Genomic DNA, 24476 nt, shown 5'->3' on the forward strand with positions numbered 1-24476 from the left:
TCCTGAATTTTAGTAGGCCTACAAAAACTTAATGCGGCTCATGCTGATGCATGGCCGCATTGATAGATAGGAATGAACTATTTATTTAATCCAGTGCATTAGACCGCGCAATTCCCGGCCAACCACTTCGATCGGATGATTTGCTTCATTACGACGAGTCGCTGTAAGGAAAGCACGATTGGATTGATTCTCAAGAATGAAATCACGAGCGAATTTACCTTGTTGAATGTCAGTCAATACGGCTTTCATTGCTTTCTTCGTTTCGTCAGTAACGATACGAGGTCCAGTTACATAATCACCATACTCAGCTGTATTGGAGATGGAATCACGCATTGTTGCCAATCCACCTTCATATACCAGGTCGACAATCAATTTGAGTTCATGTAAACATTCGAAGTATGCCATTTCTGGAGCATAACCTGCTTCGGTCAATGTCTCAAAGCCCGCTTTGATTAGTGCACTAACGCCACCGCAAAGTACAGCTTGTTCGCCGAACAAATCGGTTTCTGTTTCTTCGCGGAATGAAGTTTCGATAACCCCAGCACGAGTACAGCCAATACCTTTTGCATAAGCAAGTCCAATTTCTTTCGCTTTGCCAGTAGCATCTTGATGAATTGCAATTAGTCCTGGAACACCAAAACCTTCAACGTAAGTACGACGAACCATATGTCCTGGTGATTTAGGAGCTACAAGCAAAACGTCATTGTCAGGGGATGGCACGATTTGGCCAAAATGTACGTTAAATCCGTGTGCGAACAATAAAGCTGCACCTTTTTTGATGTTTGGAGCGATTTCACTGTTGTATACTGATGCTTGTGTTTCATCTGGCATCAAAATTTGTACCACGTCAGCACGGCGAGTAGCTTCCGCAACGGATAGCACTTCAAAGCCATCTTCTTTAGCCTTATCAAAAGATTTACCTTCGCGGAGGCCTACCACTACGTTAAGTCCGCTATCACGCAAGTTTTGTGCGTGGGCATGTCCTTGGCTACCATAACCGATAATTGCGATAGTCTTTCCTTTTAATACGCTAAGTTCTGCATCTTGTTCATAGTACAAAGTAACTGCCATTTTTATTAGCCTCCTAAGAATGTGGGTAGCATATAAGCTTACCCTTATTAATTTTGTACCTCCGCCTGATGAGCGGGCGTTTCAAAGGACCACTGATATTTACATCTTACTTGGATCCTCTCAAACACCCGCCCACGGACGAGAGATAATTTAAAACATTTACAAATTATGCATTTCCTCGAATCATAGCTGTAACTCCTGTTCGGGACAATTCCCGAATACCATACGGTTGCAACAATTCTATCATAGCATTGATCTTCTCTGTGTCACCAACAACCTGTACAATCATGCTGTTAGTTCCGATATCCACGACTGCTGCACGGAACGTTTCAACAACACCCATAATCTCGGGACGCTCAGCAGGTTCAGACTTCACTTTAATCAATGCTAGTTCACGACCTACCATTGGTTTAGAACTCAGATTCACAACCTTGATGACGTCGATCAACTTATAAAGTTGTTTCTCAATTTGCTCTAGTGTCTTGTCGTCTCCTTGAGTCACAATGACCATCCGAGACAACCCTACTTCTTCTGACTGTCCAACCGTAATGCTCTCAATATTAAAACCACGTCGTCCGAATAGTCCGGACACTCGCTGCAAAACTCCCGGCTGGTCGTTCACTAATACCGAAATAGCATGGCTCTTCATCATCATTCACTGTCTCCCATCAACATTTGATCAATGGTAGAACCTTGCGTAACCATTGGATATACGTTCTCCTCTTTACGGACCACGAATTCCACTAGAACTGGCCCTGGAGTATCTAAAGCCTCTTGCCAAACTTGCTTGGCATCCTCTTTGTTACTCGCTCGCAAACCTTTAACACCATAGGCCTCTGCCAATTTCACAAAATCCGGACTGCCGGCAAGATCGATATGGCTATAGCGATTTTCATAAATCAATTCCTGCCATTGACGAACCATTCCAAGCACCTGATTATTTATTACAACGATCTTCACTGGGATGTTGTTGATCGCACAAATCGCCAGTTCTTGAGCACACATTTGCATACCGCCGTCACCATTGATCGAAATGACTAGTCGCTCTGGATATGCCATTTGTGCACCAATAGCTGCCGGAAAGCCAAATCCCATAGTTCCAAGTCCGCCGGAAGTAATCCAAGAGCGCGGCTGATTGAATCTGTAATATTGAGCAGCCCACATCTGATGCTGTCCTACGTCTGTCGTTACAATGGCCTCACCGCTCGTTGTATCATTCAACAGCTCAATTACCCATTGAGGTTTAAGCTCTGTATCGGAATCAATATATTTCCACGGCTTATCTTGCTTCCACTGACTAACTTTAGTTCTCCAAGCATCAGCTTTATTACTACGTCCTACGAGAGGATTTAACATTTCAAGCACCGTTTTGACATCTCCAACAATCGGAATATCTGCCTTTACGTTCTTGCCTATTTCTGCCGGATCAATATCAATGTGAACGATCTTAGCAAGCGGTGCGAAACCATTCAGCTTGCCTGTCACACGATCATCAAAGCGGGCGCCGATGTTGATTAATAGATCGGCCTGTTGGATCGCTTGGTTAGATGTGTAGGTTCCGTGCATACCCGGCATTCCCATCCATAATTCATTCCCACTTGGGAATGCGCCAAGTCCAAGTAATGTTGTCGTTACTGGTATTTCCGTTCTAGTCACGAATTCGAATAACTCTTCATGACCACCCGAGTATACAACACCACCTCCAGCGATGATCACCGGACGTTCTGCTTCCTGAATTGCTGCTGCCAGCTTATCAAGCTGAAGACGATTAGGCACGACTGTTGGATTGTAACCACGTAATTTTATGGATTGACCTGGTTCAAACAACGTTTTGTTCGCTGAAACGTCTTTCGGAATATCAATCAGCACCGGACCCTTGCGTCCTGTATTCGCGATATGAAAAGCTTCGTGAATAATGCGCGGTAAGTCCTCTACGTTTCGAACTAGATAACTATGTTTTGTAATCGGCATTGTGATACCGGTAATATCCGCTTCTTGGAATGCATCTGTACCAATCAGGCTGGATACGACGTTACCAGTAATTACCACCAAAGGAACTGAATCCATAAACGCTGTTGCTATCCCCGTGACCGTGTTAGTCGCTCCAGGGCCGGAGGTGGCGATACAAACCCCCACTTTGCCACTAGCTCTAGCATAACCGTCCGCTGCATGGATGGCTCCTTGCTCATGTCTTGTCAGCAAATGTTTGAAATCAGTAAATCCGTACAACGCGTCATAGATATATAATACCGCGCCACCTGGATAACCGAAGACACACTCGACACCTTCTAATAGCAAACTTCGAAGCAAGATTTCTGAACCCGAAATAACTTCTGGTTTCATCCATTTCTCACGTAATTGTTCTGTAGACTGCACTTCCGGAATATGCGCACTCATCAGTCATCCTCCTTCCAAATGTTAGGCAGTTCAATTCATACAACAAAAAAAACCCTTCATCCGCCGGAATAGTTTCCTATTCCGAGGGACGAAAGGTTATAGCTTCCGTGGTACCACCCATTTTCACCCAGCACTTCGCAGTGCCAAGCCTTGACGAGTAAAAGCATGGCTAGCCCCTACCCGTGGTCTCTAACGCAGACCTAACGATTCTCCCTAATAAGCCCCTCTGCAGGAATCCCGTAGGACATTCTGCTTCAGTAAAGCTTTTCAGGAAAACAGCTCCGAGGTGAGCTCGCATTTAAGGGGTAATGGTGGTGGTTTCAGCAATTCCATCCACTCTCTGAGCAAAGAGCCCTTAAACCTTCGTCCTCATCATCGCCGATGCATTTATGAACGTAAAATGTTAGAAACATTATATGATTAGTTTACACGCCCCGTCAATACCCTTTTAAAACATAGGCCTCGGATTTCTCAAAACAGTGCTGATCGGAACGTATCTCCACCCTATTGTCATATGATATCAAACAGCGCCCAAATTATACACAGTAAGGAGGAATACGAGCGAAATGATCCGCTTTAGAAGGCCTAAACAAGATGATCCTATCATTATCAGTTTGATCAAAAAGGAGCTTGTCCCCCTCTCTAGCTTACCAACAAATGAACTGAATAAAGTTATTGAGGAGTTGCCCAAACGGCTTTCGCGCGGCGTTACGCTAGTAGTTTCGCCTTATTACGAATCTGATTTGGTGGGATTCATTCATTTTATGATTCACGGCGAACTGCTATATATCGATATGATGGCCGTATTACCTGCACACCGCAGTAAGCAGCACGGCAAAACCCTTATGGCTCAGGCTGAGAACTTCGCTAGTTCTCGTGGATGCAAAAGATCAAAAGTAATGGTGGACCAGGACAACACCAGAGCCCACCAGTTCTATCAGAAGCTGGGATACCGTTCTGTACGTTTCATTCAGATATCCCAATGCTTCGAATTAGAGAAGAACTTATCCATACTTGCTTAACTAAAGCTATCTACCGGAAATATCCATACGGGTAACCGCCGCCATAGCCACCGTAGCCGCCGCCGTAACCCCCATACCCATAATTGTATCCTCCATAGCCGCCATAACCTCCATAACCACCAAAGCCACTAACACCAGGTGACGTTCCGATGGCCAGAAGATCGAACAGAACAAGAGGAATTATTGCTTTCGTTCTGACTTTCTTATTTGAATCCTGACTTAAAATTAGGCGATTGCCACTAATTCTCACCAATTTTCCTGTAACGAAGCTACCATCTTTTCTATAGGCGGTAATGGATTTTCCAAGCCATTTTTCGGCTTCTTTCCTTGTAATCTTTTTATTCATGGAAATCCTCCTCCGAAATTTACTGTTCAAAGACACCAGCACTGTCTTATCCCCAACATATTCGGTAAAAGCGGATTCAGCTTACGCCATCGCCTTGCTATAAAAAAAAGGCACCTCGAACAAGTACAATACCTGTTCGAGGTGCCTAATTATATAAATCCAATTATTTACGCGTTGATTTTCTCTTTAGCTACAGTAGCCAAAGAATTGAACGCAGGAAGATCATTTACAGCCAAATCAGCAAGCATTTTGCGGTTAATGTTCACTTCTGCCAATTTAAGACCATGCATCATTTTGCTGTAAGACAAGCCGTTCAAACGAGCTGCCGCGTTGATACGAACAATCCACAATCTGCGGAAATCACGTTTCACTTGACGACGGTCACGGTATGCATACAACAGGGATTTCATTACCTGTTCATTAGCTGTTTTAAAAATGCGGTGTTTCGAACCAAAGTATCCCTTAGCAAGCTTCAATACTTTTTTATGACGACGACGAACGACAAATCCGCCTTTAACTCTTGCCATATTAATAAACCTCCCAAAAAGTTATGTTAATTATTTCAAATTAGCTAATTGTTGCTTAAGACGACTTACATCTCCTGAATACATTACAGGACTATTCGCTAGTACGCGTTTACCACGTTTCGATTTATGGGACAACAAGTGGTTACGGTTAGCTTTGTAACGTCTTACTTTACCTGTACCAGTAATCTTAAAGCGGCCTTTCAGGCTGCTGTGGGTTTTCATTTTCGGCATTGTACTTCCCCCTCAGAGTTTGTGAGCTTTCACTTTGCGAGTGACCCGCTAAAGTAGAACAGCTTGTATAAGCTAATGCTTAGTTTTTCGGTGCCAAAATCATAATCATGCTGCGACCTTCCAATTTAGGAAGTCGTTCAACACTACAGCTTTCTGCAACTTCTTCTTTGACGCGGTCCAAAATTTTCTTTCCGAGGTCGGCATGGGCAATTTCACGGCCGCGGAAACGAACCGAGCATTTGACCTTGTCGCCTTCATTCAAAAATTTGATCACGTTACGAAGTTTCGTCTGGTAGTCATGTTCCTCAATATTGGCACGGAACCATACTTCCTTGATGTCCACTATCTTCTGATTCTTACGGGCTTCTTTCTCTTTCTTCTGCGTCTCATAACGGAATTTTCCGTAGTCCATAATCCGACATACCGGCGGCTTGGCCGTCGGAGCGACGTTAACCAGATCCAGATTCAGGTCGATTGCCATTTGTAGTGCTTCGCGAATTGGTGTAATACCAATTTGTTCGCCTTCAGCGCCTACTAAGCGTACTTCTTTAGCCCGTATCTCATCATTGATCAAATGTTCCTTACTGATAATTATCCACCTCCAAATATTTGTTACCATTGCGACCGAAAGGCCAAAATTAAAAGGGATGCAGGTTTACGCCCGCATCCCAAATTGATCATCAATTCTTCATGAACATTCATTCATAAATTAAGATCAAAACCAGTCAACACGAAGTTGAACAGGTGAGAAGCCCTGGCCTCTGCTTGCAATCCATTATTAATCTGTTTACAACACCAAAATAATATATCATATGGAGCAATCACAAGTCAAGCAATGATTCACACTTTTTTTGTGAGCCCATTAAACCTGTTTACTTTGTACCTCTTCCAGTCGAACAACTCGAGTATGTTGGGTATGGCTCCATTGTTTGTTGTTTTGCGTAAAGAACGCATAGAACGTAATCGGCCACCACGATAACAAGTAAATTGGGAACAGAATGAGATAAGCATAAACTTTCTTAAACTTAACCTTCTCCAAGATCATAGCCATCAAGAAGATAAATACATTAGCAGCGATTGCCACGAACGATATCCACATCGGGAAGTAACCATACAAATTCGCTAAGCGTGGTTCACCCATAAATGATTGATCTACCCAGATTACAGCAGTCATTAAGAAAGTTAACAGTACGATATATACGTTAGCTCCATAAAGCGCCATATCCAGTTTGATTAGATTCCGTTCCTTGATACTCTTCCAAAGTAACGGGAAGAAATATCTCCGAGCTACCGTAAAATGTCCCTGCATCCAGCGCAGCCTTTGACGAGCTGAAGCCTTGAACGTAAGTGGCTTCTCGTCGAACAGCTTCGCATCATAGTTGAATACCGGGTAGATCCCACGTTCAACACAGCGCATTGTAAATTCCAAATCTTCCACAAGGCTGGTGGCTCCCCACCCAATCTCCTTCAGAAGTTCAGTTTCAAAGCACATCCCAGTACCACCGAGGAAGTTAGCCATATTCAAATTATGGCGAGACAGCTGCCATAAACGATTGCAATACCAGTACGAAATACCATAAGAGGCCGTAATCCATGAATCCTCTGGATTTTTCGTATCGATATATCCTTGAATTACCCGGGCACCTGAACACAGATCGTTATTCATTTCACTCAGGAAATCTGGATGAGCCAGATTATCTGCATCAAACATGACAACTCCATCATATTGCCTAGGCATTTTCCAGAGTTGCTTCAACATCCATTCAATCGCATAACCTTTACCACGTAAATTTTGATTTGTACGAACGCATGCGTTCATTCCGTGACTCCGAACGATTGCCGCCGTATTATCTGTACAGTTATCACAAATTACAAATACATCGTAAAGTTCTTTCGGGTAATTAAGATGCTTTAGGTTCTCCATTAGAGCCCCTACTACTTTTTCTTCGTTATGTGCCGCTACCAGCACAGCAAAAGATTTATTCGGCGCAAATTGTTCTTTTTTCTTTTTCTTGTACATGCCGAATAAAGATAATCCAAATTGATACAGACCTATCACTGCCAGAAAAACTTGCAGAGATACCAAAATGGTGTCTATCATGATACTTTGTACCCCCTTTTAACTCCTCAATTTCTTTATCTACATTTTTGGAGTTTTCTTTTTTTAATGACCCTTATATAGTTTACAAAAACGAACAACCTGTTAGCGCATTACGATTTTCCTCGACTTTAACTTATTTGTCAAAGTTCATGTATGGCTCTTATGCTGAAAATTCAACCGAAGTCAGTCTATATCTCCACAAGGCAACGTTGTTACCTGCAATCTGTGCGATTAGTTCTTATTTTCATCCATTTTGGCTTTTTTTATTTCCTAAGGCCCCCTTTTTTTTGCTAATTGTTACGCGAATGTAAAACACTCATAATAACAAACGAATAAAAATTTAAAAAGTTTACGAAATTACTTATATTTCTTTAAACTTTTTTGATATCATTTGAATCATTGTAAAGGGTGGAAAGTCAAGAGTCAAAAAACCGAATTCCATTTTAACAAAAATTAACCTCTAACCTTGAAAAGACCCGCGAATAAAAATATGATAAGTCTAACCCGAAAATGCCATGCTACGACTAAGCCCTAATTCACTGAGTGCAATTTTGGGCCGTACACGCGGCCAATAGAAGCGCGGAGGGATCACATGAATCATTTAATTGAAAAGCTCAAACAACTTGATCAACAGCTTTTTATGAGAATCAACGGCCGCTTCCACAGGAGTTTTCTTAACTTTTGGTTTTATCATCTAACTCATCTAGGAGGAGCTCGTTTCACCATATTATCTATACTATTTATTTGGTGGCTCTGTCCTGAACCATGGAGTACGATCGGTCTCCAAGCTGGTGTTGCATTGGCAGTCAGCCATATTCCAGTAGCACTCTCGAAGAAAATATATCCACGTATTCGGCCTTATTTGATCTTACCGGGAACAAATACTTTCAGGAATCCTCTTACCGATCATTCTTTTCCATCGGGTCATACAACGGCTATATTTTCAGCTACAGTGCCCTTCATGGTAGCTCAACCGGGCCTTGTCCTTATTCTAGGCCCTATAGCACTGCTAGTTGCGATCTCCCGAATATATTTAGGTCTACATTACCCCTCCGATGTTCTCGCTGGAGTCGTGATCGGCACCTCAGTTGCCCTCGGAACGGTTGCATTATGGACGTAAACGGGATATTGTTAAATTGTTAAGTCATGGGAAAACCTTGCGGGAAAAGGTGAAACTATAGTGCATAAACAAAGAGTCTTACTTTTATCTGAGGGGTTTGGGGCCGGACATACCCAAGCGGCATACGCTCTCTCAAGCAGTTTACGCAAGATAGCGCCTAATGTGCAGACGAAAGTGATGGAACTCGGCAGTTTTCTAAATCCGAGGATGGCACCGTTCATCATAACAGCTTACAAAAAGACGGTATTCACCCAACCTCGACTTGTTCGGATGATGTATCGCAGCAACTATAAAAAGTCTTTAAATCGATTGACGACTTTAGCTCTTCATCGGCTATTTTATACGCACACAACACAGATCATCCAGCAACTCCATCCTGATGTCATCGTGTGTACGCATCCGATTCCTAGTGCTGTCATTTCACGCATGAAACGACTCGGACTAGATGTACCACTATGCACGGTTATTACCGATTACGATGCTCATGGAACTTGGGTTAGCGCCGAAGTCAACCGTTACCTAGTATCTACGGAGCCGGTGAAGGAAAAGCTGCTGGAACGAGGTGTTGAGGAGGATAAAATCCAGATTACTGGAATTCCAGTCCATCCGAACTTTTGGGAACGCCACGGAAAAGAAGACATTCGGAATCAATTTCATTTACATGACATGCCTACAATTCTTGTCATGGGTGGCGGTTGGGGGTTCATGAAGGACGAAGCGGTTAATTCGTTACTCGCCATGAACCGAGACCAGATCCAACTTATTTTCTGTTTCGGTAGTAATGTCAAATCGCTGGAGAAGATGAAACGTGATCCTCGGTTTATTCATCCGAATGTTCACCTTCTTGGCTTTACAAAGGAAATCGACAAACTGATGGAGGTATCCGATCTCCTCATTACGAAGCCAGGTGGTATGACTTGCACGGAAGGATTAGCCAAAGCCATCCCGATGTTGTTTCATAAGCCACTTCCTGGCCAGGAAGAAGAGAACTCTCAATATTTCGCTGCACAAGGTTGGGGGACACCGATCAGCTCGTTAGACGATATTACGAATTGGATCAAACGGTTGATCGATAACTATGAGGAAGTAACTGCTGAACGAGAAAAAGTCCTCAGTGAGATCGCCAGTTATCATCCAATGCAAAGCGCACAAGCCATTATGGATATTCTAGAAAGTAACAACAAGGCCCTAATTTAACTCTCGCACGTAAAAAGCCAACACCCCATTAAGTAATCATGGGCTGTTGGCTTTTTACTTATAAACTTTCACATGAATCGAATCAAGTTACTAAAAATTATCCATCTTATGCTCGTGGTAGTTACGTAAAGCCGCCTCACCTACGATGACCTCACAACGATGAATAGGCATTCCTTGCCCCACGAATTTGCTTTCGTATTCTGTCATCACATGGTCTTCATTAATTCCGTTCGCATGAAGACTAAGCGATATATTACTCATTTGCAGTCCGCTCGCAGCAAACGAATTGAGTGAAAACTGAAACAGATCTCTAGAATCCGTTTTAAAATGAATTTCACCCTTTTCATTCAACAACTTAATATATTTATCTAAAAACCGTGGATGTGTCAGTCGTCTCCGCCCATGCTTTGCTTTTGGCCAAGGATCACTGAAGTTCAAGTAAATCCGCTCTACCTCACCAGGGGCAAAAAACTCCTCGATCATTTCAATATTACCAAGCGCGAGTCTTACACTCTGAGGCTCTTGCTCTCCCCAGATAGCACGAACTTTCTCGCTTGCACGACGAACCAACTCGTCATACATGTCCATACCGATAAAGTTAACTTCAGGATATTTAGCACTCATTCCACTAATGAATTGTCCCTTTCCCATCCCAAGTTCAATATAGATAGGGCGATCATTTCCAAACAATTCGGACCAACGTCCTCTGTATTCCTTGGGCTCTAATATAACGATATCTTGCTGACTCTCAAGACTCTCTCGAATTCCTTTTCTGCCGCGTAAACGCATGTCATTCCTCCGCTTTCTCATAGTGCATGTTCAACCTTTTATAGGCCATCCTTGCAATATTGTGCCTAAGTTCCGCTCAATTGTAAAGAGTAAAAACAGTGAAAAAGGAATCTTGCAGCCGCCGGGGAGACGGTTCACATGATTCCTTTTTCGATATATTTTGGAATTGGGGTCCAACGATTTCAATACATTCAAAATAACATAATCTGTAATTCATCGCAAGAAAGCTCAGAGACCGGATTCCCCTTTTATATAAAATTTTGATACAATGAAACAGTGGAAGCCGTGGGATCACACGGTTTATTAGCAAAGTTAAAGCGAAACCTACTTTTGTGACAGAATAAAGGAGTTATGATGAACACACTACTACCCTCCTCCCCAAAATTGTGGGGAGACAAGCGATTTCATACATGGAATACAGAGATGCGGGATCAATTCGGTGGCAAAGTTTTCAAAGTCATGCTAGATGCCGGATTCACTTGTCCAAATCGAGATGGTTCCATTGCCAAAGGCGGCTGTACTTTCTGTAGCGCTCGTGGTTCGGGTGACTTTGCAGGCAGTCGGCGCGATGACCTTGTGACACAATTCAACAACATTCGCGACAAGCAACATATCAAGTGGCCTAATGCCCAGTACATCGGTTACTTCCAGGCGTATACGAACACATACGCACCTGTAGACGAGCTTCGCGAGTACTTCGAAGCTATTTTGGTGCAACCCGGTGTCGTTGGTTTGTCCATCGCTACGCGGCCCGATTGTCTTCCAGACGACGTGGTTGATTATTTAGCAGAATTAAATGAGCGTACTTACCTATGGGTTGAAATGGGATTACAAACTATTCATGACTCCACTTCAGAGCTTATAAATCGTGCGCACGATACTCAGTGCTATCTGGATGCTGTTGAGAAACTTCGCAGTCGTAACATTCGCGTTTGTACCCATATCATCTACGGACTACCACAAGAAAGTCATGAGATGATGCTAGATACGGGACGCGCCGTTGCCGCTATGGATGTGCAAGGTATTAAGATTCACTTGCTTCATCTCATGCGTAAAACCCCTATGGTGAAACAATATGAAGCCGGTTTGTTACGCTTTCTAGAGAAGGATGAATATGTGAAGCTGATTGTCGACACATTGGAATTCCTGCCACCTGAAATGATTGTCCATCGATTAACAGGAGATGCTCCGCGTGACCTCCTTGTTGGACCGATGTGGAGTCTGAAGAAATGGGAAGTTCTGAATGCGATCGATGATGAACTGAAACAACGGGATACTTGGCAAGGCAAGTTTTGGAGAGGATGTTAACATGGGCTTTCTCTCTGTATTAAGCTTCGCACATAAACTGACAAGTGAACGGTTGCAACCAGGTGATTATGCTGTAGATGCAACGGCTGGAACAGGTGCAGATACATTATTTCTAGCACAGGCTTGTGGTAAGCGCGGGCATGTCTTTGGCTTCGATGTTCAGTCCGAAGCACTCCACATCACTCAAGAACGCCTGGATAAGATAGAGCCACCCACCAGACTGGCTAAGGTAACTTTATTTAACCGAAGTCATGCTGAGATGGAAGATGCCCTTCCTGCGGAATCGCACGGGCGTCTTGGCTCCATCATGTTTAACTTAGGTTATCTACCTACCACCGAAGCCGATCACTCTGTTATTACTTTGACGGAAAGCACGTTAGAAGCTCTTGAGGTCGGTGTCCGCTTGCTTCGTCCACGTGGGCTTATCACTATAGTACTCTACCCTGGTCACCCTGGAGGTGAGACAGAGGCCGCCGCCGTTGAATCATGGGCTGCTAGCCTCCCCTCTTCTATTGGACAGAGCATTGTGTATCGCCAGTTGCAAAGATCAACCGCTCCATATCTTATCGCCATTGAGAAAAGATAAGGTGACTAAGAACAGGGCATCATAAGTGCATCATTATGAGATTAGGAAGTAGGATACTGAAAGGATGGTGTGGTCGTTGAGAGAAGAAAATTTTACTTTTCAGAATGATGCAGGACACCAAGTTTATGTATACCACTGGTCACCAGACGTTGAGTCAGCCCCACTGCGCGGAGTAGTACAAATTGCGCATGGAATGACCGAGACGGCCAAACGGTATGAACGATTTGCACAAGTACTTACGGAACAAGGCTTCCATGTATATGCTAATGACCATAGAGGCCACGGCTTAACAGCGAAAACCCAGGAAGAGCTTGGTCGTCCTGGTAAAGATGGCTTTAACGGCATGGTACGCGACATCATAGCGCTTGGAGACTTCATTAAGAAGCAGCATCCTAATCAGCCTCTATTTTTACTTGGTCACAGTATGGGGTCCTTTCTTACTCAAAAAACGATGTACACAAATCATCAAAATTACAAAGGATTTATACTGAGTGGAACTAATGGTCCACGGCCGTTACTACATATAGGACAGAATCTGGCTCGTTTTCAAGGCCTCTTACAAGGTGAACGCCATGCCAGCCTCTTGTTAAATGCACTTTCCTTCGGGAATTTCAACAAAAATTTCCTCCCAGTCCGAACATCCTTTGATTGGCTCTCTAGGGATGAAGCCGAAGTAGATAAGTATATCAATGACCCCTACTGCGGCTTTATATGTAGCACTAGTTTCTTCCAACAATTCTTTAGTTTGCTTTTAGAAATACACCGTCCGAGTCAACTAGAGAAAATCCCAAAAGAAAAACCCGTTTATATATTCTGTGGAGACAAGGACCCCGTAGGCGATAATGGTGCGGGAGTTCGTAAACTTGTTAAGTTATATGAACAACACAAGTTGCAGGACGTTGAAGTGAAGCTATATCCAGGCGGCCGACACGAAATGCTAAATGAGATTAACCGTGATGAGGTCAGTGCAGATGTTGTCGATTGGCTTAAACGACATACTGAATAAAACGGCAATAGATGCATAATAAAAACTGTGTTGTAGATGACCGCTACGATGACGGATTATTCTTTCGATCGCTGTTGCCCTTAGATTTCCTGATTCTATACTAGCTTTAACGGTAGAAATCTAAGGGCAAAGGCGAACGCTATCGCTTCTCCAGAACAATTCCGTCCTCTTCGCTACGTTCCTAGCATATCCATCGTTATTAAAATAGTGCTGATAGTGGTTTAGCGCCATAATTCAGAACAAAAAAGCCTCCGATAACGGAGGCACTGAAAAACTTACGTTTTAATTTAGAAATCAATTTAAATTGATAAAGGCGGAATTCCATTAGATATTAAATGGAATTCCGCCTTTATTTAGGCTCTACTCTATCTCTTTTGCTTCATAAGCGTCCTTGATCCCGCCTGAATTTGAAAAGAGGCATCTTTCGTACGAATAGATTGCGAAAAGAATACCGCTAGACAAAACCACACTTATAAAAAAGAGGAATACTGTTCGAAGTAGCGAAGATAGCGGAATTATCCTGAAGAAGCGTAAGCGTTCGCCTTTGTCCTCTGATTTCAACCACTATTCAGTATACAATCAAGAAATCAGAGGACAACAGCGATCGTAAGGATAATCCGATATCGTAGCGGCATCCTACACAAATATTTGCGGATTTTTTCAGTATCCTTGTCTATCCCTGAGGTGATGTCACTGTCAGTGGCATAGAATAGAAGACGGGTACTTCATTTTCTTCCTGCTGATATAGAACTATCAACAGTGACCCCTGCCCGTCACTCTCCTTGATTTCCTTCCCTTCCAATAGATCATTCAGCTGGAATGGCAACTCTTCAACCACAGCGAATTTCAGTAGCTCACGCTCATCTAAATGACGAGCGGCGAAATCATCGGACACGCTGGACGGCTCCTCAGCAAGACGCTTAAAGTAACTCACGCGCATGTCTTTAGGAACACGATCTTCCCACCATATTTTACGAGGCTTATATTTATGACCCAGGAAATAATCCAGCTTCATAAGACCAAGCACGATACCAGGCTCTTTAAGCCCACGACGAGTCAGAAAGTCTTGAAGACGTGTGAACAAATCCTCAAGTTGATGACCAATGCGTTGCCACCCTCGCTCCTCCCAGAAATCCCCGAACTCTTGGAAGAAATCAAACGGTGAATCAAACTCATGCTCCATCAAGTAATTCAGCGTGTGATCCATACGATGTGCATTCCAATATTTTTCTAGCACATCTTCAAGCCGCTTTAAGGAAATAATGTCCGAAAATGGCATGATATCATTTCCAAGTATTTCATACGGGGCATGATCCATGTATACATAGTTGTATTTAGCAGCTTCGTTTCTTAATCCAGTACCCCTCAGCAACTTCAGAAACCCAAGTTGAAGTTCCTCAGGACGCATAGCGAAGACATCATTAAATGTTTTGCGGAAACTGGCGTAATCTTCTTCAGGTAGTCCGGCGATAAGATCGAGATGCTGATCGATATTACCACTATTCTTGATCTTCATTACCGTCCGAGATAGCTTGGTAAAGTTCTGACGTCGCTTAACGAGTTCGTTCGTCGCATCATTGGTCGACTGAACGCCAATCTCGAACCGAAAAACACCTGGCGGGGCATTCTCAGCCAAGTAATCAAGCACTTCCGGACGCATGATATCTGCGGTAATTTCAAATTGAAATACACATCCACCATGATTCGCAATTAGAAATTCAAACATTTCCATCGCATAATTACGGTTAATATTGAACGTACGATCGAGGAATTTAATGATTTTGGCCCCATTATTGATCAGGTACAGCAAATCCGATTTGACACGTTCGATATCATAATAACGAACACCAACCTCGATACTAGAGAGGCAAAATTGACAGCTAAATGGACAACCACGGCTTGTCTCGAAATAAACTATACGTTTGCCCAAATCCGGAAGATCATCCGGAAATCGATGAGGTGTCGGTAGTGTATTTAAATCACTTTTTGGTCGACCAGGGTTAACTATAACTTCCTCACCCTTGCGATAAGTCGCACCAAACACATAGTGATATTTCTGATCCCCTGCTATCTCCTGCAAAAGATGGTGGAACGTCTCCTCCCCATCTCCCATTACAATAAAATCTACACTCTTCGAACGTCCCATCCAGTAAGGTGTATCATAAGAAACCTCAGGACCACCCAAAATGATCTTACATTCCGGTAAAACTTTTTTTAATAAATCGGCTAACTTCAACGTCTCTTCGATGTTCCAGATATAACATGAGAACCCAATCACATCCGGCTTGCGCTGATATAGATCAGAGACGACATTCATCACTGGATCCTTAATCGTAAATTCAGCTAGTTCAATATCAAATTCATGCTCGCTATATGCCTTCAGTAATCGAATAGCCAACGAAGTGTGTATATATTTTGCATTTAAAGTAGACAAGATGACTTTCATAATTCACAACCCTATTCCATATTTTGAAAAAATTCCAGAAACGGTCGACCATACTTGCGATATTTGACCTCGCCGACCCCTTTTATCCTCAGCATGTCCGACTCACTCGTTGGACAAACAAGACTCATCTCACGCAGTGTTGCATCATTGAAAATAATATAAGAAGGGACCCGGTCCCTCTCTGCCAGTTCACGACGAATAAGACGAAGTTGTTCAAATACGGTCTCATTAACTGCCGATGGTCCGTCATCGTATGCAGATCCTCTTCGCCGGTTACTGCTACTGCTCGCCGTTTTGGACAGAATAGGCTCAGGTGCTCGCATCATGACCTGATGTTGCCCTTTTAACACATCAACTGATAGCGGCAGTAGACGAACAATAGGATATTGCCCTTCAGACAACGCTAGATAGCCTTCAGCAATTAAGAGATTAATGAGTTCAGATATCTCCTTCTCCGTGCGGCGGCGCATCATACCATAGGTAGGCAACGTCTCGAACCCATATTGAAGTACCTTCTTGTTCTGCGAACCTTTTAGTACGGAGGCAACCAGTGACACACCAAAGCGTTCACGCATCCGATGGATACAAGAGAAAATAATCTGTGCATCAACTGTCATATCGACTAGCTCACGTTCATCCCGGCAGGAACTACAAATCCCGCAAGGCTTCCTGTCATGTGCTTCTCCGAAATAATCTAACATTCCCCACTTTAGACAGCTGGTTGAATAGCAATACTCGATCATTTGCTGAAGTTTACGATATTCGTTCCGTTTGCGGTCCCCATCTTGGGGATTCTGCTCAATCAGAAACTTTTGCGTCATAATATCCTGTGGACTAAAGAGTAGAATACAATCGCTGGGCTCTCCATCCCGCCCTGCACGTCCTGCTTCCTGTACATAAGCCTCCATGTTCTTAGGCATATTGTAATGAATGACGTATCGGACGTTCGATTTATCGATCCCCATACCAAATGCATTCGTCGCTACCATCACTCGGATATCGTCATAGAGGAATGCTTCCTGACTTTCCTCCCGCTCACGGTCTGGCAAACCCGCATGATATCGTCCGGCTGGTATGCCCGATTGACGTAAACGCTCGTATAGATCATCCACCTCTTTACGAGTTGCGGCATACACGATCCCGGGTTGATGGGCATGTGTCTCTGCATAATTCAATACGAAATCACGTTTATTCTCACCACGTAACACAGACATTGACAGGTTATCCCGTCCCAAGCCTGTCATGAACAAGGCTGGATCCTCCAACCGAAGTAATCGGATCATGTCGTCCATGACTTCCGGTGTCGCCGTAGCTGTAAATGCCGCGATAATCGGACGTTCTGGCAGGCTATTCACAAATGGAGATACGGCGAGATAACTCGTCCGAAAATCATGACCCCACTGTGAAACGCAGTGCGCTTCGTCCACGGCAACGCAGGAAATTTCTAAACTGCTCATTTCCTCACGGAACCAATCCAGTTCTAGTCGCTCAGGAGCTACATAGAGTAGCTTGATTTCGCCACGTTTAGCAGCGCGTATACGATCATTTACCTCTTTTCCAGATAACGTACTGTTAATATAAGCCGCAGGCACTCCCATTGTTGTGAGTGCATCCACCTGATCTTTCATCAATGAAATTAATGGTGATACCACCAAGGTCAGCCCCGGCAGAATTAAAGCCGGAATCTGATAACAGACCGACTTACCGCCTCCTGTAGGCATTATTCCAAGTGTATCGGACCCTGAGAGCACACTCTCGACGATCTTACGCTGCCCTTCGCGGAAATCGGGGTAACCGTAGTATTTTTGCAAAAAAGATTGGGCTTGTTCCATATGAAGTTCCAGCAGATTCATCTTAATAAGCTCCTTACGTTTCTCTTGCTCTATAAACCCTCTATCTACTTCCAGTTTAACGGGGATGAAGAAAATGGGCAAATTGACTTCGAGACTACATGGTACTTGCTACCCACTACGTGGTATATTGAGACTGAATAAATTTCAAGGATGGAGAATTAAACTATGAATGAACCAAAAGAATCAAATCGTTCCACTAACAAAACTAAAGGGCATCAACCACCGACTAACTCTAAAAAACGTCACTCGGGTACTAAACCTTCAGTAGGACGACCGGCCGCTCTGCGGGTACAGGATCGCGAGCATGCCGAAGAGTTACACATTGGAGATACTATTATTGTAACTATAAAGAGACTCGGAATAAATGGAGAAGGCGTCGGCTATTACCGTCGTAAGGCGGTATTTATTGTAGGTGCGCTTCCGGGCGAAGTCATTAAAGCCAAGGTGACCCGTGCTGAGAGTAATTTCATCGGGGCTGAAATTGTGCAGATAGAAAAGCGCTCCCCTCATCGGATAGATGCTCCATGCCCTGTGTTCGGTATTTGTGGAGGCTGTCAAATTCAGCATCTTTCCTACGAAGGACAACTGCAGGGTAAAGAAGAAATTGTGCGCGAGGCGTTTTCCCGCTTCGCAGGGATTCAAGATCTCAAGAAAATGAAGCCGATCCTCGGCATGGAACATCCATGGGATTACCGAAACAAGGCACAACTTCAACTTGGCATGCAAAAAGAACAAATCATCGCTGGACTTTATGGAACTGACTCTCACAAGCTGGTTGATATTACGGGTTGTCCAATCCAACATCCGAAGGTAAATGAAGCTGTAGACAAGACCAGAAAAGTGCTTCAAAGTCTAAACATTCCAGTCCATAAAGACCAGGACCGTGGAAACCTAGGATGGATTCGCACAATCGTTGTACGCTGGGGGTTCCAATCTGAGCAACTTCAACTTACGCTCGTGACTGCAAGCGACAAACTTCCTAAGCGTGATTTGCTTGTGAGAGAACTTCGACTGGCGATTCCAGAGCTCGTCAGCATCTCCATGAACGTCAATCCGAAGAATACCTCCCTTGTTTTCGGGAACAAAACGCTGCTTATTTGGGGAGAGGAAGGGATTCGCGAGTCTCTTGGTGACCTGGAATTTACTCTGTCGCCACGTGCCTTCTTCCAACTGAATCCCCTGCAAACAGTCAAGCTGTATGAATCAGTCCGAGTTGCCGCAGCATTAACAGGCCAAGAAACGGTTGTAGACGCTTATTGCGGCACAGGGACGATTGGTCTGTGGCTCGCACCTTATGCGCGTGAGGTTCGGGGGATAGAATCGATCACGGAAGCTGTGTTAGATGCCAAGGACAATGCGGCTCTTAACGGACGTAGTAATGTCTCATTCTACGAAGGTTATGCAGAGGATCTATTGCCTCGTTGGGTTAAAAATGGCTTCTCACCTGACGTTATCATTGCCGATCCACCACGTACTGGACTCCACCCAAGTTTTATGGAGGCTGTCCTGCGTACGAAACCTAAACGTTTCGTATATGTATCCTGTAACCCATCCACTCTCGCCAAGGATTGCAAAGTCCTAATGGAAGGTGGATATTCTATCGAAATGGTGCAACCTATCGATATGTTCCCACAAACAAGTCAGGTCGAGGCAGTAGTGTTATTGGTTAGAAATTAGTTTCACATTGAAATAATGACCTTATGCAATGAGCTAATGCTCACGGCATAAGGTTCCTTTCATTTATAAAATCACGATATGAAATCTCCAAGGTGAAGGAGTGTTAATGATGGATTTTGAAGCGGTTATGCAGGAATTAGAAGCACTCGGAAAAGAAAGGCTCAAAAAAATTTACATATCCAATGGTGCGCATGAGCCGCTTTTTGGTGTGGCAACAGGTGAAATGAAGCCCCTTTTCAGAAAAATAAAAATAAATCAACCGTTGGCAGAACAGCTTTACGCTACAGGGAACTATGATGCCATGTATTTTGCAGGAATAATTGCGGATCCCCAAGCGATGACTGCAGAGGATTTTGAGCGATGGATTGATGGGGCATATTTCTATATGCTGTCCGATTTTGTGGTCGCCGTAACTTTGGCAGAAGCAGACATTGCGCAAGAAGTTGCTGATAAATGGATCGCTAGCGGAGAAGAGTTGAAAATGTCAGCGGGGTGGAATTGTTACTGCTGGCTTCTGGGTAATCGCCCTGATAGTCAATTTTCCGAAAGCAAAATAGCCAATATGCTTGAAATGGTGGAAAGCGCAATTCACGATGCACCAGAACGAGTGAAATACGCAATGAATAATTTTATTGCTACTGTGGGGGTATCCTATTTGCCTCTTCATGATATGGCGGTCGAGATCGCAAAGGCAGTTGGCCCTGTAACAGTCAAAGGGAATAAGAAAAAAGACAACTATCTGCACGCTTCAGAGCGTATCCAGAAGTCAGTAGATAAAGGAGTCCTTGGATTCAAACGCAAACATGTAAGATGCTAGGATGTTTGAATCCGTGCTTAAATAGTTCAATGATCACAAACAATTGAATAAATTGAGGGATACCACCAAAAGAATGGTATCCCTTTTATATATCATTAAAAACCGCTTAGCCATTGAACAACGTTAACGAGATTTATATCGCATAATAAGGACAACAACAATAGAAACAATACATAAGGATACAGTATTAGTAATCAAAAAAGCTAAACCCACACCACTAATTGCCAAACTAACTGCATATGCTTCCATGAGGCTAATCCCTACCACCATCAGCAAGTACGATCTTAAACTTAAATCTGATACAGATTTTGTTCGAATGATTTGAATGATTTGTGGTATATATCCTAAGGCAAGAATGGCTCCTCCAATGAGTTGTAATACAGATAGCAACATTGCTATACCTCCCCTATTATATATACTGTTGTATGGCGATGCAGCCCAGATTGTGCATTCTTTATTTTTCTATACCTAATGCGGCAATTTTGAACAGGCTCTTATATGGAAAAGAGGTAGTTACATGTCAAAAATGGAATTGAAACCGATGGGGCAACCCCCACGGTTAATGAACAAACGGAAAAGAATTAGTCCACTTGCTCCGAGCTGGAAGGGAGCCTCCATTGCATTAGCCATCGTCGCATTATGCTTGTATTTCATCCAAGGATATTCCTTTTTTGGTACGCGCGGTTTGGGCGATTATCTGCTGGGGACGTCATTGCTCTTAATTGTGATTGTGCTCGTAACCGGCGTAATTGCAGGCGTGCTTCACGTTACCAAGCGAATGCCTTCACGTTTTGTTTGGATTGCTATCGCTTCGTTTTGTTTGCTATTCATTAGCTTCATGGGGCCCATGCAATTGATGTTTATCCTCCCATTATTAATAATTCTAGTATTTTCTGTACTGGGAGCCCTCTTATCCTCATTGATAACCGGTAGATACCGTGAGGCTAAGCTTGTCTCGAAAGTAACCGCTGGGATTTTGTTGGCAATTACGCTAGGGACCATTGGCATTGGCGGGTATTGGCTGCTGGACAACGGCAATGCAGATTTGGCGAAGCCGTACCGGTTATCAGCGATGAAAACTGCGGACCGTTACCGGACGACAGCAGCGAATCCAGCTGAACAAGGACCGTATACGGTCAAAACGTTGACATACGGTAGCGCAAACAGTTATCGGAAGGAATTTAATCAGACTGGATCACTCGTGACAAAACAGGTGGACGGATCAGCTTTTTTGGAAAAATGGTCGTCTAATCGTTCAAATACGTTTGGTTTCGGACCAGATCAAATGCCGCTGAATGGATCAGTCTGGTATCCTGATGGCGAAGGATCGTTTCCGTTAATCGTCACCGTTCATGGCAACCACACCGCAACCGATTATTCAGACCCGGGATATGAATATTTGGGCAAGCTATTGGCAAGTCGCGGGTATATTTTTGTATCCATAGACGAAAATTTTCTCAATTCATCCCTTTACGATGATTTGTTTACACTCAAACTGCTGGAGAAAGAAAATTCAGCACGAGGATGGTTGATGTTAGAGCATCTGAAAGTGTGGAACGAGTGGAATAAGACGAAGGATAATCCGTTTTTCGGTAAAGCGGACATGAGCCAGATCGCTCTGATCGGTCACTCTCGCGGCGGCGAGGCGGTAACGGTCGCAGCGGCGTATAACAAGCTGCCCGCCTCCCCGGAAAATGGAAACATCAAATTCGACTACAACTTTGGTATCCAATCCGTCATTTCGATTGCGGGTACTGACGGGCAATACAAGCCTGCGGGACAACCGACTCCGCTAAAAGATTTGAACTATTTAACTTTGCACGGCACACACGACATGGATGTCAGCTCATTTTCCAGTGCGAGCCAATACAGTCGAATCGGCTTTTCAAACGACAGTGATTTTTTTAAAGCATCGGTATACATTTATGGTGCGAATCACGGCCAATTCAACACCACCTGGGGAAGTAACGACAATATAGGACTAGGCAATAAACTGTTCAATATCGCTCAACTGATACCGCAGGAAGAGCAGCTACAAGCGGCCAAAGTGTTCATCTCGTCCTTCCTAGATACGACATTGAAAGGAAAAAGCGAATATCGGTCCATGTTCCAAGATATTGGTTATGCCCGAGAGTGGCTACCGGACACCATGTATATCAACAACTATATGGACTCAAATACAAAGCTCATTAGTAGCTTTGACGAAGACATCGATCTCAGTACGACGACCTTGGCAGGAGGAAGGATGATCGGAGAACATTTGAAACAGTGGAGAGAGGAAAAAGTCGAGCTGAAATTTGCGCCCGACATATACAGTGCAGTACGTCTCGGATGGGACAGTGCTGCGACACCCGGCACTCCCTCCTACACCGTTGTTTTGCCAGATGGTAGTCTCGATGTACGGGAAACGAGTTCCATCGTTTTTTCGATGGCTGACCGGAATAACGAGACAACAAATCATGACAAGGACGCCCTCGTCGATTTAACCATCCATGTAGAGGACAGAGACGGTAACGTGGCGTCCCTCCCTCTCAGCAGCGAAGCTTATTTACTACCCATGTTCGAAGGTAACATCATAAAATGGCCATTCACGGCTTCGCAACCGACGAAGGAGCCGGTGTTCCAAAACTTTACGTTCAACCTTGCCGATTTAAAAAAGACCAACCCGGATTTCCAGCCTGAGCAATTGAGCAAGATTGGTTTTGTATTTGATAAAACAAAGAACGGCACGATATTGATCGGTAATATCGGCATCCAAAATGAAGATGTTGCAGTAAATAGTTCGCCTTAATACATCATCCTGCCATTTAACGTAAAGACGGCTGCCAGGTGGCAGCCGTCTTTACTATCGTTCTATTTTAAAGAGATAAGAAGGTTCACATTTTTTGTGAAGTCACTTTACCAAACTCAGCGCTGACTCTGTGTAATATTCTACCCATTCAGAGAATGAAAGGTCATCATCCCATGTAACCATCCCCATTGCCTTAGCACATCCCCAATCCAATATCCGCTGTTGAAGCATGTGTACTCTAATCCGCCCCTTATAAGCCTCTATTTGCTCAGGATGTGGTAAATAGACGGATAATAGGCGCTTGGCTACTTCTTCCTCTCCATAATTAATGTACATTGTGATTATCTTTATTAAGTCCGCTAGAGGGTCGCCGAAATAAGCGTTAGTAAAATCGAATAGGCCACTAAATCTCCAATTATTATTTTCCAATTCTAAGAGAAAGTTTTCGGGTTTAAAGTCTCCCATTACAAATGTTGGTGAACTAAATTCGTCAAAGGAAGACTTCGAAGCTTCCAGCAACTCTTCCACCCATAGCACATCTTGTGATGTTATGACTGAGTACTTCTTAGCATCTTCCACCCAAAATCTAATTCTATCGAAGAGCCATGCTCTATATGAATCCTCAAAAGGGCGTATCGTGAATGTTTCCGTGTCTAACTCACCATATTCGTCAACTTTCCAGCTATGGAGGTTCGTGAGCGTCTCAGCTACTAGTTCGGCTATCTTTAATTTTTCTTCTAAGTTAAGATTATCTTTGATTTGTTGCGAGTTCATATGTTTCCCAGAAAGACACGACATTAAAGCATATTCCCAATCAAAAATATCTGCTGCAGCATCTATCAAATAAGGAGTAGGGACAGCGATCCCCGTGCGATTATGTATATTTTCAACAAAATATTTCTCTTCAGCAAATTGTCCAGGGAACAAGGGGTTACCTTTAAATACAAATTTCCCTTCCGTCGAAGTAACAAACCAAGTCTGACCCATGGCGCCCTTTTCCGTTTTCTCAGATGATATGAGCCGTCCCAAGTTAAATCTATCAAGCATGGACTGGAATTGAGAATCACTTATAGAACCTAACTTATTCGGTGAAAAAATGATTGCAGTAGTCAAAAGACCATCTCCTTAAGAATATCTCTTTCGAACTCACGTTCCCATTTAATATCTTATATCCATTATCCTACAAATTCA

The 24476-nt window shown here is 43.6% G+C and carries 22 protein-coding genes; 9 read left to right on the top strand and 13 right to left on the bottom strand.

The genetic code is table 11. The annotated features are described in order from the left end of the window. Positions 1-81: 81 nt before the first annotated feature. From ilvC to ilvB, 3 genes are all read right to left on the bottom strand, one after another. Positions 82-1071: a ketol-acid reductoisomerase gene (gene ilvC / locus EJP82_RS12815; RefSeq protein ID WP_127192452.1), complete on the bottom strand. Its 990-nt coding sequence runs from the start codon at positions 1069-1071 to the stop codon at positions 82-84. 166 nt (positions 1072-1237) lie between these two features. Beyond that, a complete protein-coding gene (gene ilvN / locus EJP82_RS12820) occupies positions 1238-1726 on the bottom strand; it encodes an acetolactate synthase small subunit (RefSeq protein ID WP_211350098.1) in 489 nt (162 codons plus the stop codon). Further along, entirely contained in the window at positions 1723-3468 is a 1746-nt protein-coding gene (ilvB, locus tag EJP82_RS12825; protein ID WP_127192453.1) for a biosynthetic-type acetolactate synthase large subunit, read from the bottom strand. The genes ilvN and ilvB overlap by 4 nt, the downstream gene beginning before the upstream one ends. A 566-nt stretch (positions 3469-4034) precedes the next feature. On the opposite strand from ilvB, the gene EJP82_RS12830 reads away from it, so the two are divergent. Then, on the top strand, positions 4035-4490 hold the full coding sequence (locus EJP82_RS12830) for a GNAT family N-acetyltransferase (protein ID WP_127192454.1): 456 nt from the start codon (positions 4035-4037) through the stop codon (positions 4488-4490). Positions 4491-4500: 10 nt separating this feature from the next. On the opposite strand, the gene EJP82_RS12835 is transcribed toward EJP82_RS12830, so the two are convergent. The 5 genes from EJP82_RS12835 to EJP82_RS12855 form a co-directional block, all read right to left on the bottom strand. Further along, positions 4501-4836: a hypothetical protein gene (locus EJP82_RS12835; RefSeq protein WP_127192455.1), complete on the bottom strand. Its 336-nt coding sequence runs from the start codon at positions 4834-4836 to the stop codon at positions 4501-4503. 167 nt (positions 4837-5003) lie between these two features. Then, a complete protein-coding gene (gene rplT / locus EJP82_RS12840) occupies positions 5004-5363 on the bottom strand; it encodes a 50S ribosomal protein L20 (protein WP_127192456.1) in 360 nt (119 codons plus the stop codon). Positions 5364-5393: 30 nt separating this feature from the next. Continuing rightward, the gene (rpmI, locus tag EJP82_RS12845; protein ID WP_127192457.1) at positions 5394-5594 is read right to left on the bottom strand and encodes a 50S ribosomal protein L35; all 201 of its coding nucleotides are present in this window, start codon (positions 5592-5594) and stop codon (positions 5394-5396) included. Between the two features lie 79 nt (positions 5595-5673). Then, positions 5674-6168, bottom strand: a complete 495-nt coding sequence (gene infC / locus EJP82_RS12850) for a translation initiation factor IF-3 (protein ID WP_127192458.1) — start codon at positions 6166-6168, stop codon at positions 5674-5676. Between the two features lie 288 nt (positions 6169-6456). Next, positions 6457-7695 carry a glycosyltransferase family 2 protein gene (locus EJP82_RS12855; RefSeq protein ID WP_127192459.1) on the bottom strand — a complete coding sequence of 413 codons (1239 nt, stop codon included), beginning with the start codon at positions 7693-7695 and terminating at the stop codon, positions 6457-6459. A 592-nt stretch (positions 7696-8287) separates the two neighbouring features. Between EJP82_RS12855 and EJP82_RS12860 the strand changes: the two genes are divergently transcribed. Continuing rightward, positions 8288-8815, top strand: coding sequence for a phosphatase PAP2 family protein (locus tag EJP82_RS12860; protein WP_127192460.1), 528 nt, complete (start codon positions 8288-8290; stop codon positions 8813-8815). A 60-nt stretch (positions 8816-8875) separates the two neighbouring features. Next, positions 8876-10012 (top strand): MGDG synthase family glycosyltransferase, encoded by a 1137-nt coding sequence (locus EJP82_RS12865; protein WP_127192461.1) that lies wholly within the window; start codon positions 8876-8878, stop codon positions 10010-10012. Positions 10013-10102: 90 nt separating this feature from the next. Here the strand turns inward: EJP82_RS12865 and trmB are convergent, their stop codons facing one another. Then, entirely contained in the window at positions 10103-10822 is a 720-nt protein-coding gene (trmB, locus tag EJP82_RS12870; RefSeq protein ID WP_127192462.1) for a tRNA (guanosine(46)-N7)-methyltransferase TrmB, read from the bottom strand. A gap of 333 nt (positions 10823-11155) precedes the next feature. Here trmB and mnmL point away from each other — a divergent pair, with 333 nt between their 5' ends. The 3 genes from mnmL to EJP82_RS12885 all read left to right on the top strand — a co-directional run bounded on the left by mnmL (position 11156) and on the right by EJP82_RS12885 (position 13701). Then, a complete protein-coding gene (mnmL, locus tag EJP82_RS12875; protein WP_370877645.1) occupies positions 11156-12109 on the top strand; it encodes a tRNA modification radical SAM protein MnmL/YtqA in 954 nt (317 codons plus the stop codon). 1 nt (position 12110) lies between these two features. Then, positions 12111-12695, top strand: a complete 585-nt coding sequence (mnmM, locus tag EJP82_RS12880) for a tRNA 5-(aminomethyl)-2-thiouridylate-methyltransferase MnmM (RefSeq protein ID WP_127192464.1) — start codon at positions 12111-12113, stop codon at positions 12693-12695. Positions 12696-12771: 76 nt separating this feature from the next. Then, the gene (locus EJP82_RS12885) at positions 12772-13701 is read left to right on the top strand and encodes an alpha/beta hydrolase (RefSeq protein WP_211350099.1); all 930 of its coding nucleotides are present in this window, start codon (positions 12772-12774) and stop codon (positions 13699-13701) included. Between the two features lie 673 nt (positions 13702-14374). Here EJP82_RS12885 and EJP82_RS12890 read toward each other — a convergent pair. Further along, on the bottom strand, positions 14375-16147 hold the full coding sequence (locus EJP82_RS12890; RefSeq protein ID WP_127192466.1) for a B12-binding domain-containing radical SAM protein: 1773 nt from the start codon (positions 16145-16147) through the stop codon (positions 14375-14377). A gap of 11 nt (positions 16148-16158) precedes the next feature. Beyond that, entirely contained in the window at positions 16159-18000 is a 1842-nt protein-coding gene (gene recQ / locus EJP82_RS12895) for a DNA helicase RecQ (RefSeq protein ID WP_127192467.1), read from the bottom strand. Positions 18001-18165: 165 nt separating this feature from the next. Between recQ and rlmD the strand changes: the two genes are divergently transcribed. Beyond that, the gene (rlmD, locus tag EJP82_RS12900; protein WP_127192468.1) at positions 18166-19677 is read left to right on the top strand and encodes a 23S rRNA (uracil(1939)-C(5))-methyltransferase RlmD; all 1512 of its coding nucleotides are present in this window, start codon (positions 18166-18168) and stop codon (positions 19675-19677) included. Positions 19678-19786: 109 nt separating this feature from the next. Next, on the top strand, positions 19787-20494 hold the full coding sequence (locus EJP82_RS12905; RefSeq protein WP_127192522.1) for a DNA alkylation repair protein: 708 nt from the start codon (positions 19787-19789) through the stop codon (positions 20492-20494). A 123-nt stretch (positions 20495-20617) separates the two neighbouring features. Here the strand turns inward: EJP82_RS12905 and EJP82_RS12910 are convergent, their stop codons facing one another. Further along, positions 20618-20887 carry a PQ-loop domain-containing transporter gene (locus EJP82_RS12910; protein WP_127192469.1) on the bottom strand — a complete coding sequence of 90 codons (270 nt, stop codon included), beginning with the start codon at positions 20885-20887 and terminating at the stop codon, positions 20618-20620. 124 nt (positions 20888-21011) lie between these two features. On the opposite strand from EJP82_RS12910, the gene EJP82_RS12915 reads away from it, so the two are divergent. Continuing rightward, entirely contained in the window at positions 21012-23285 is a 2274-nt protein-coding gene (locus tag EJP82_RS12915) for an MFS transporter (RefSeq protein WP_127192470.1), read from the top strand. Between the two features lie 102 nt (positions 23286-23387). On the opposite strand, the gene EJP82_RS12920 is transcribed toward EJP82_RS12915, so the two are convergent. Next, positions 23388-24398: an aminoglycoside phosphotransferase family protein gene (locus EJP82_RS12920; protein ID WP_127192471.1), complete on the bottom strand. Its 1011-nt coding sequence runs from the start codon at positions 24396-24398 to the stop codon at positions 23388-23390. Positions 24399-24476 lie beyond the last annotated feature (78 nt).

The sequence above is a fragment of the Paenibacillus anaericanus genome (genome assembly GCF_003994475.1).
GTDB lineage: Bacteria > Bacillota > Bacilli > Paenibacillales > Paenibacillaceae > Fontibacillus > Fontibacillus anaericanus.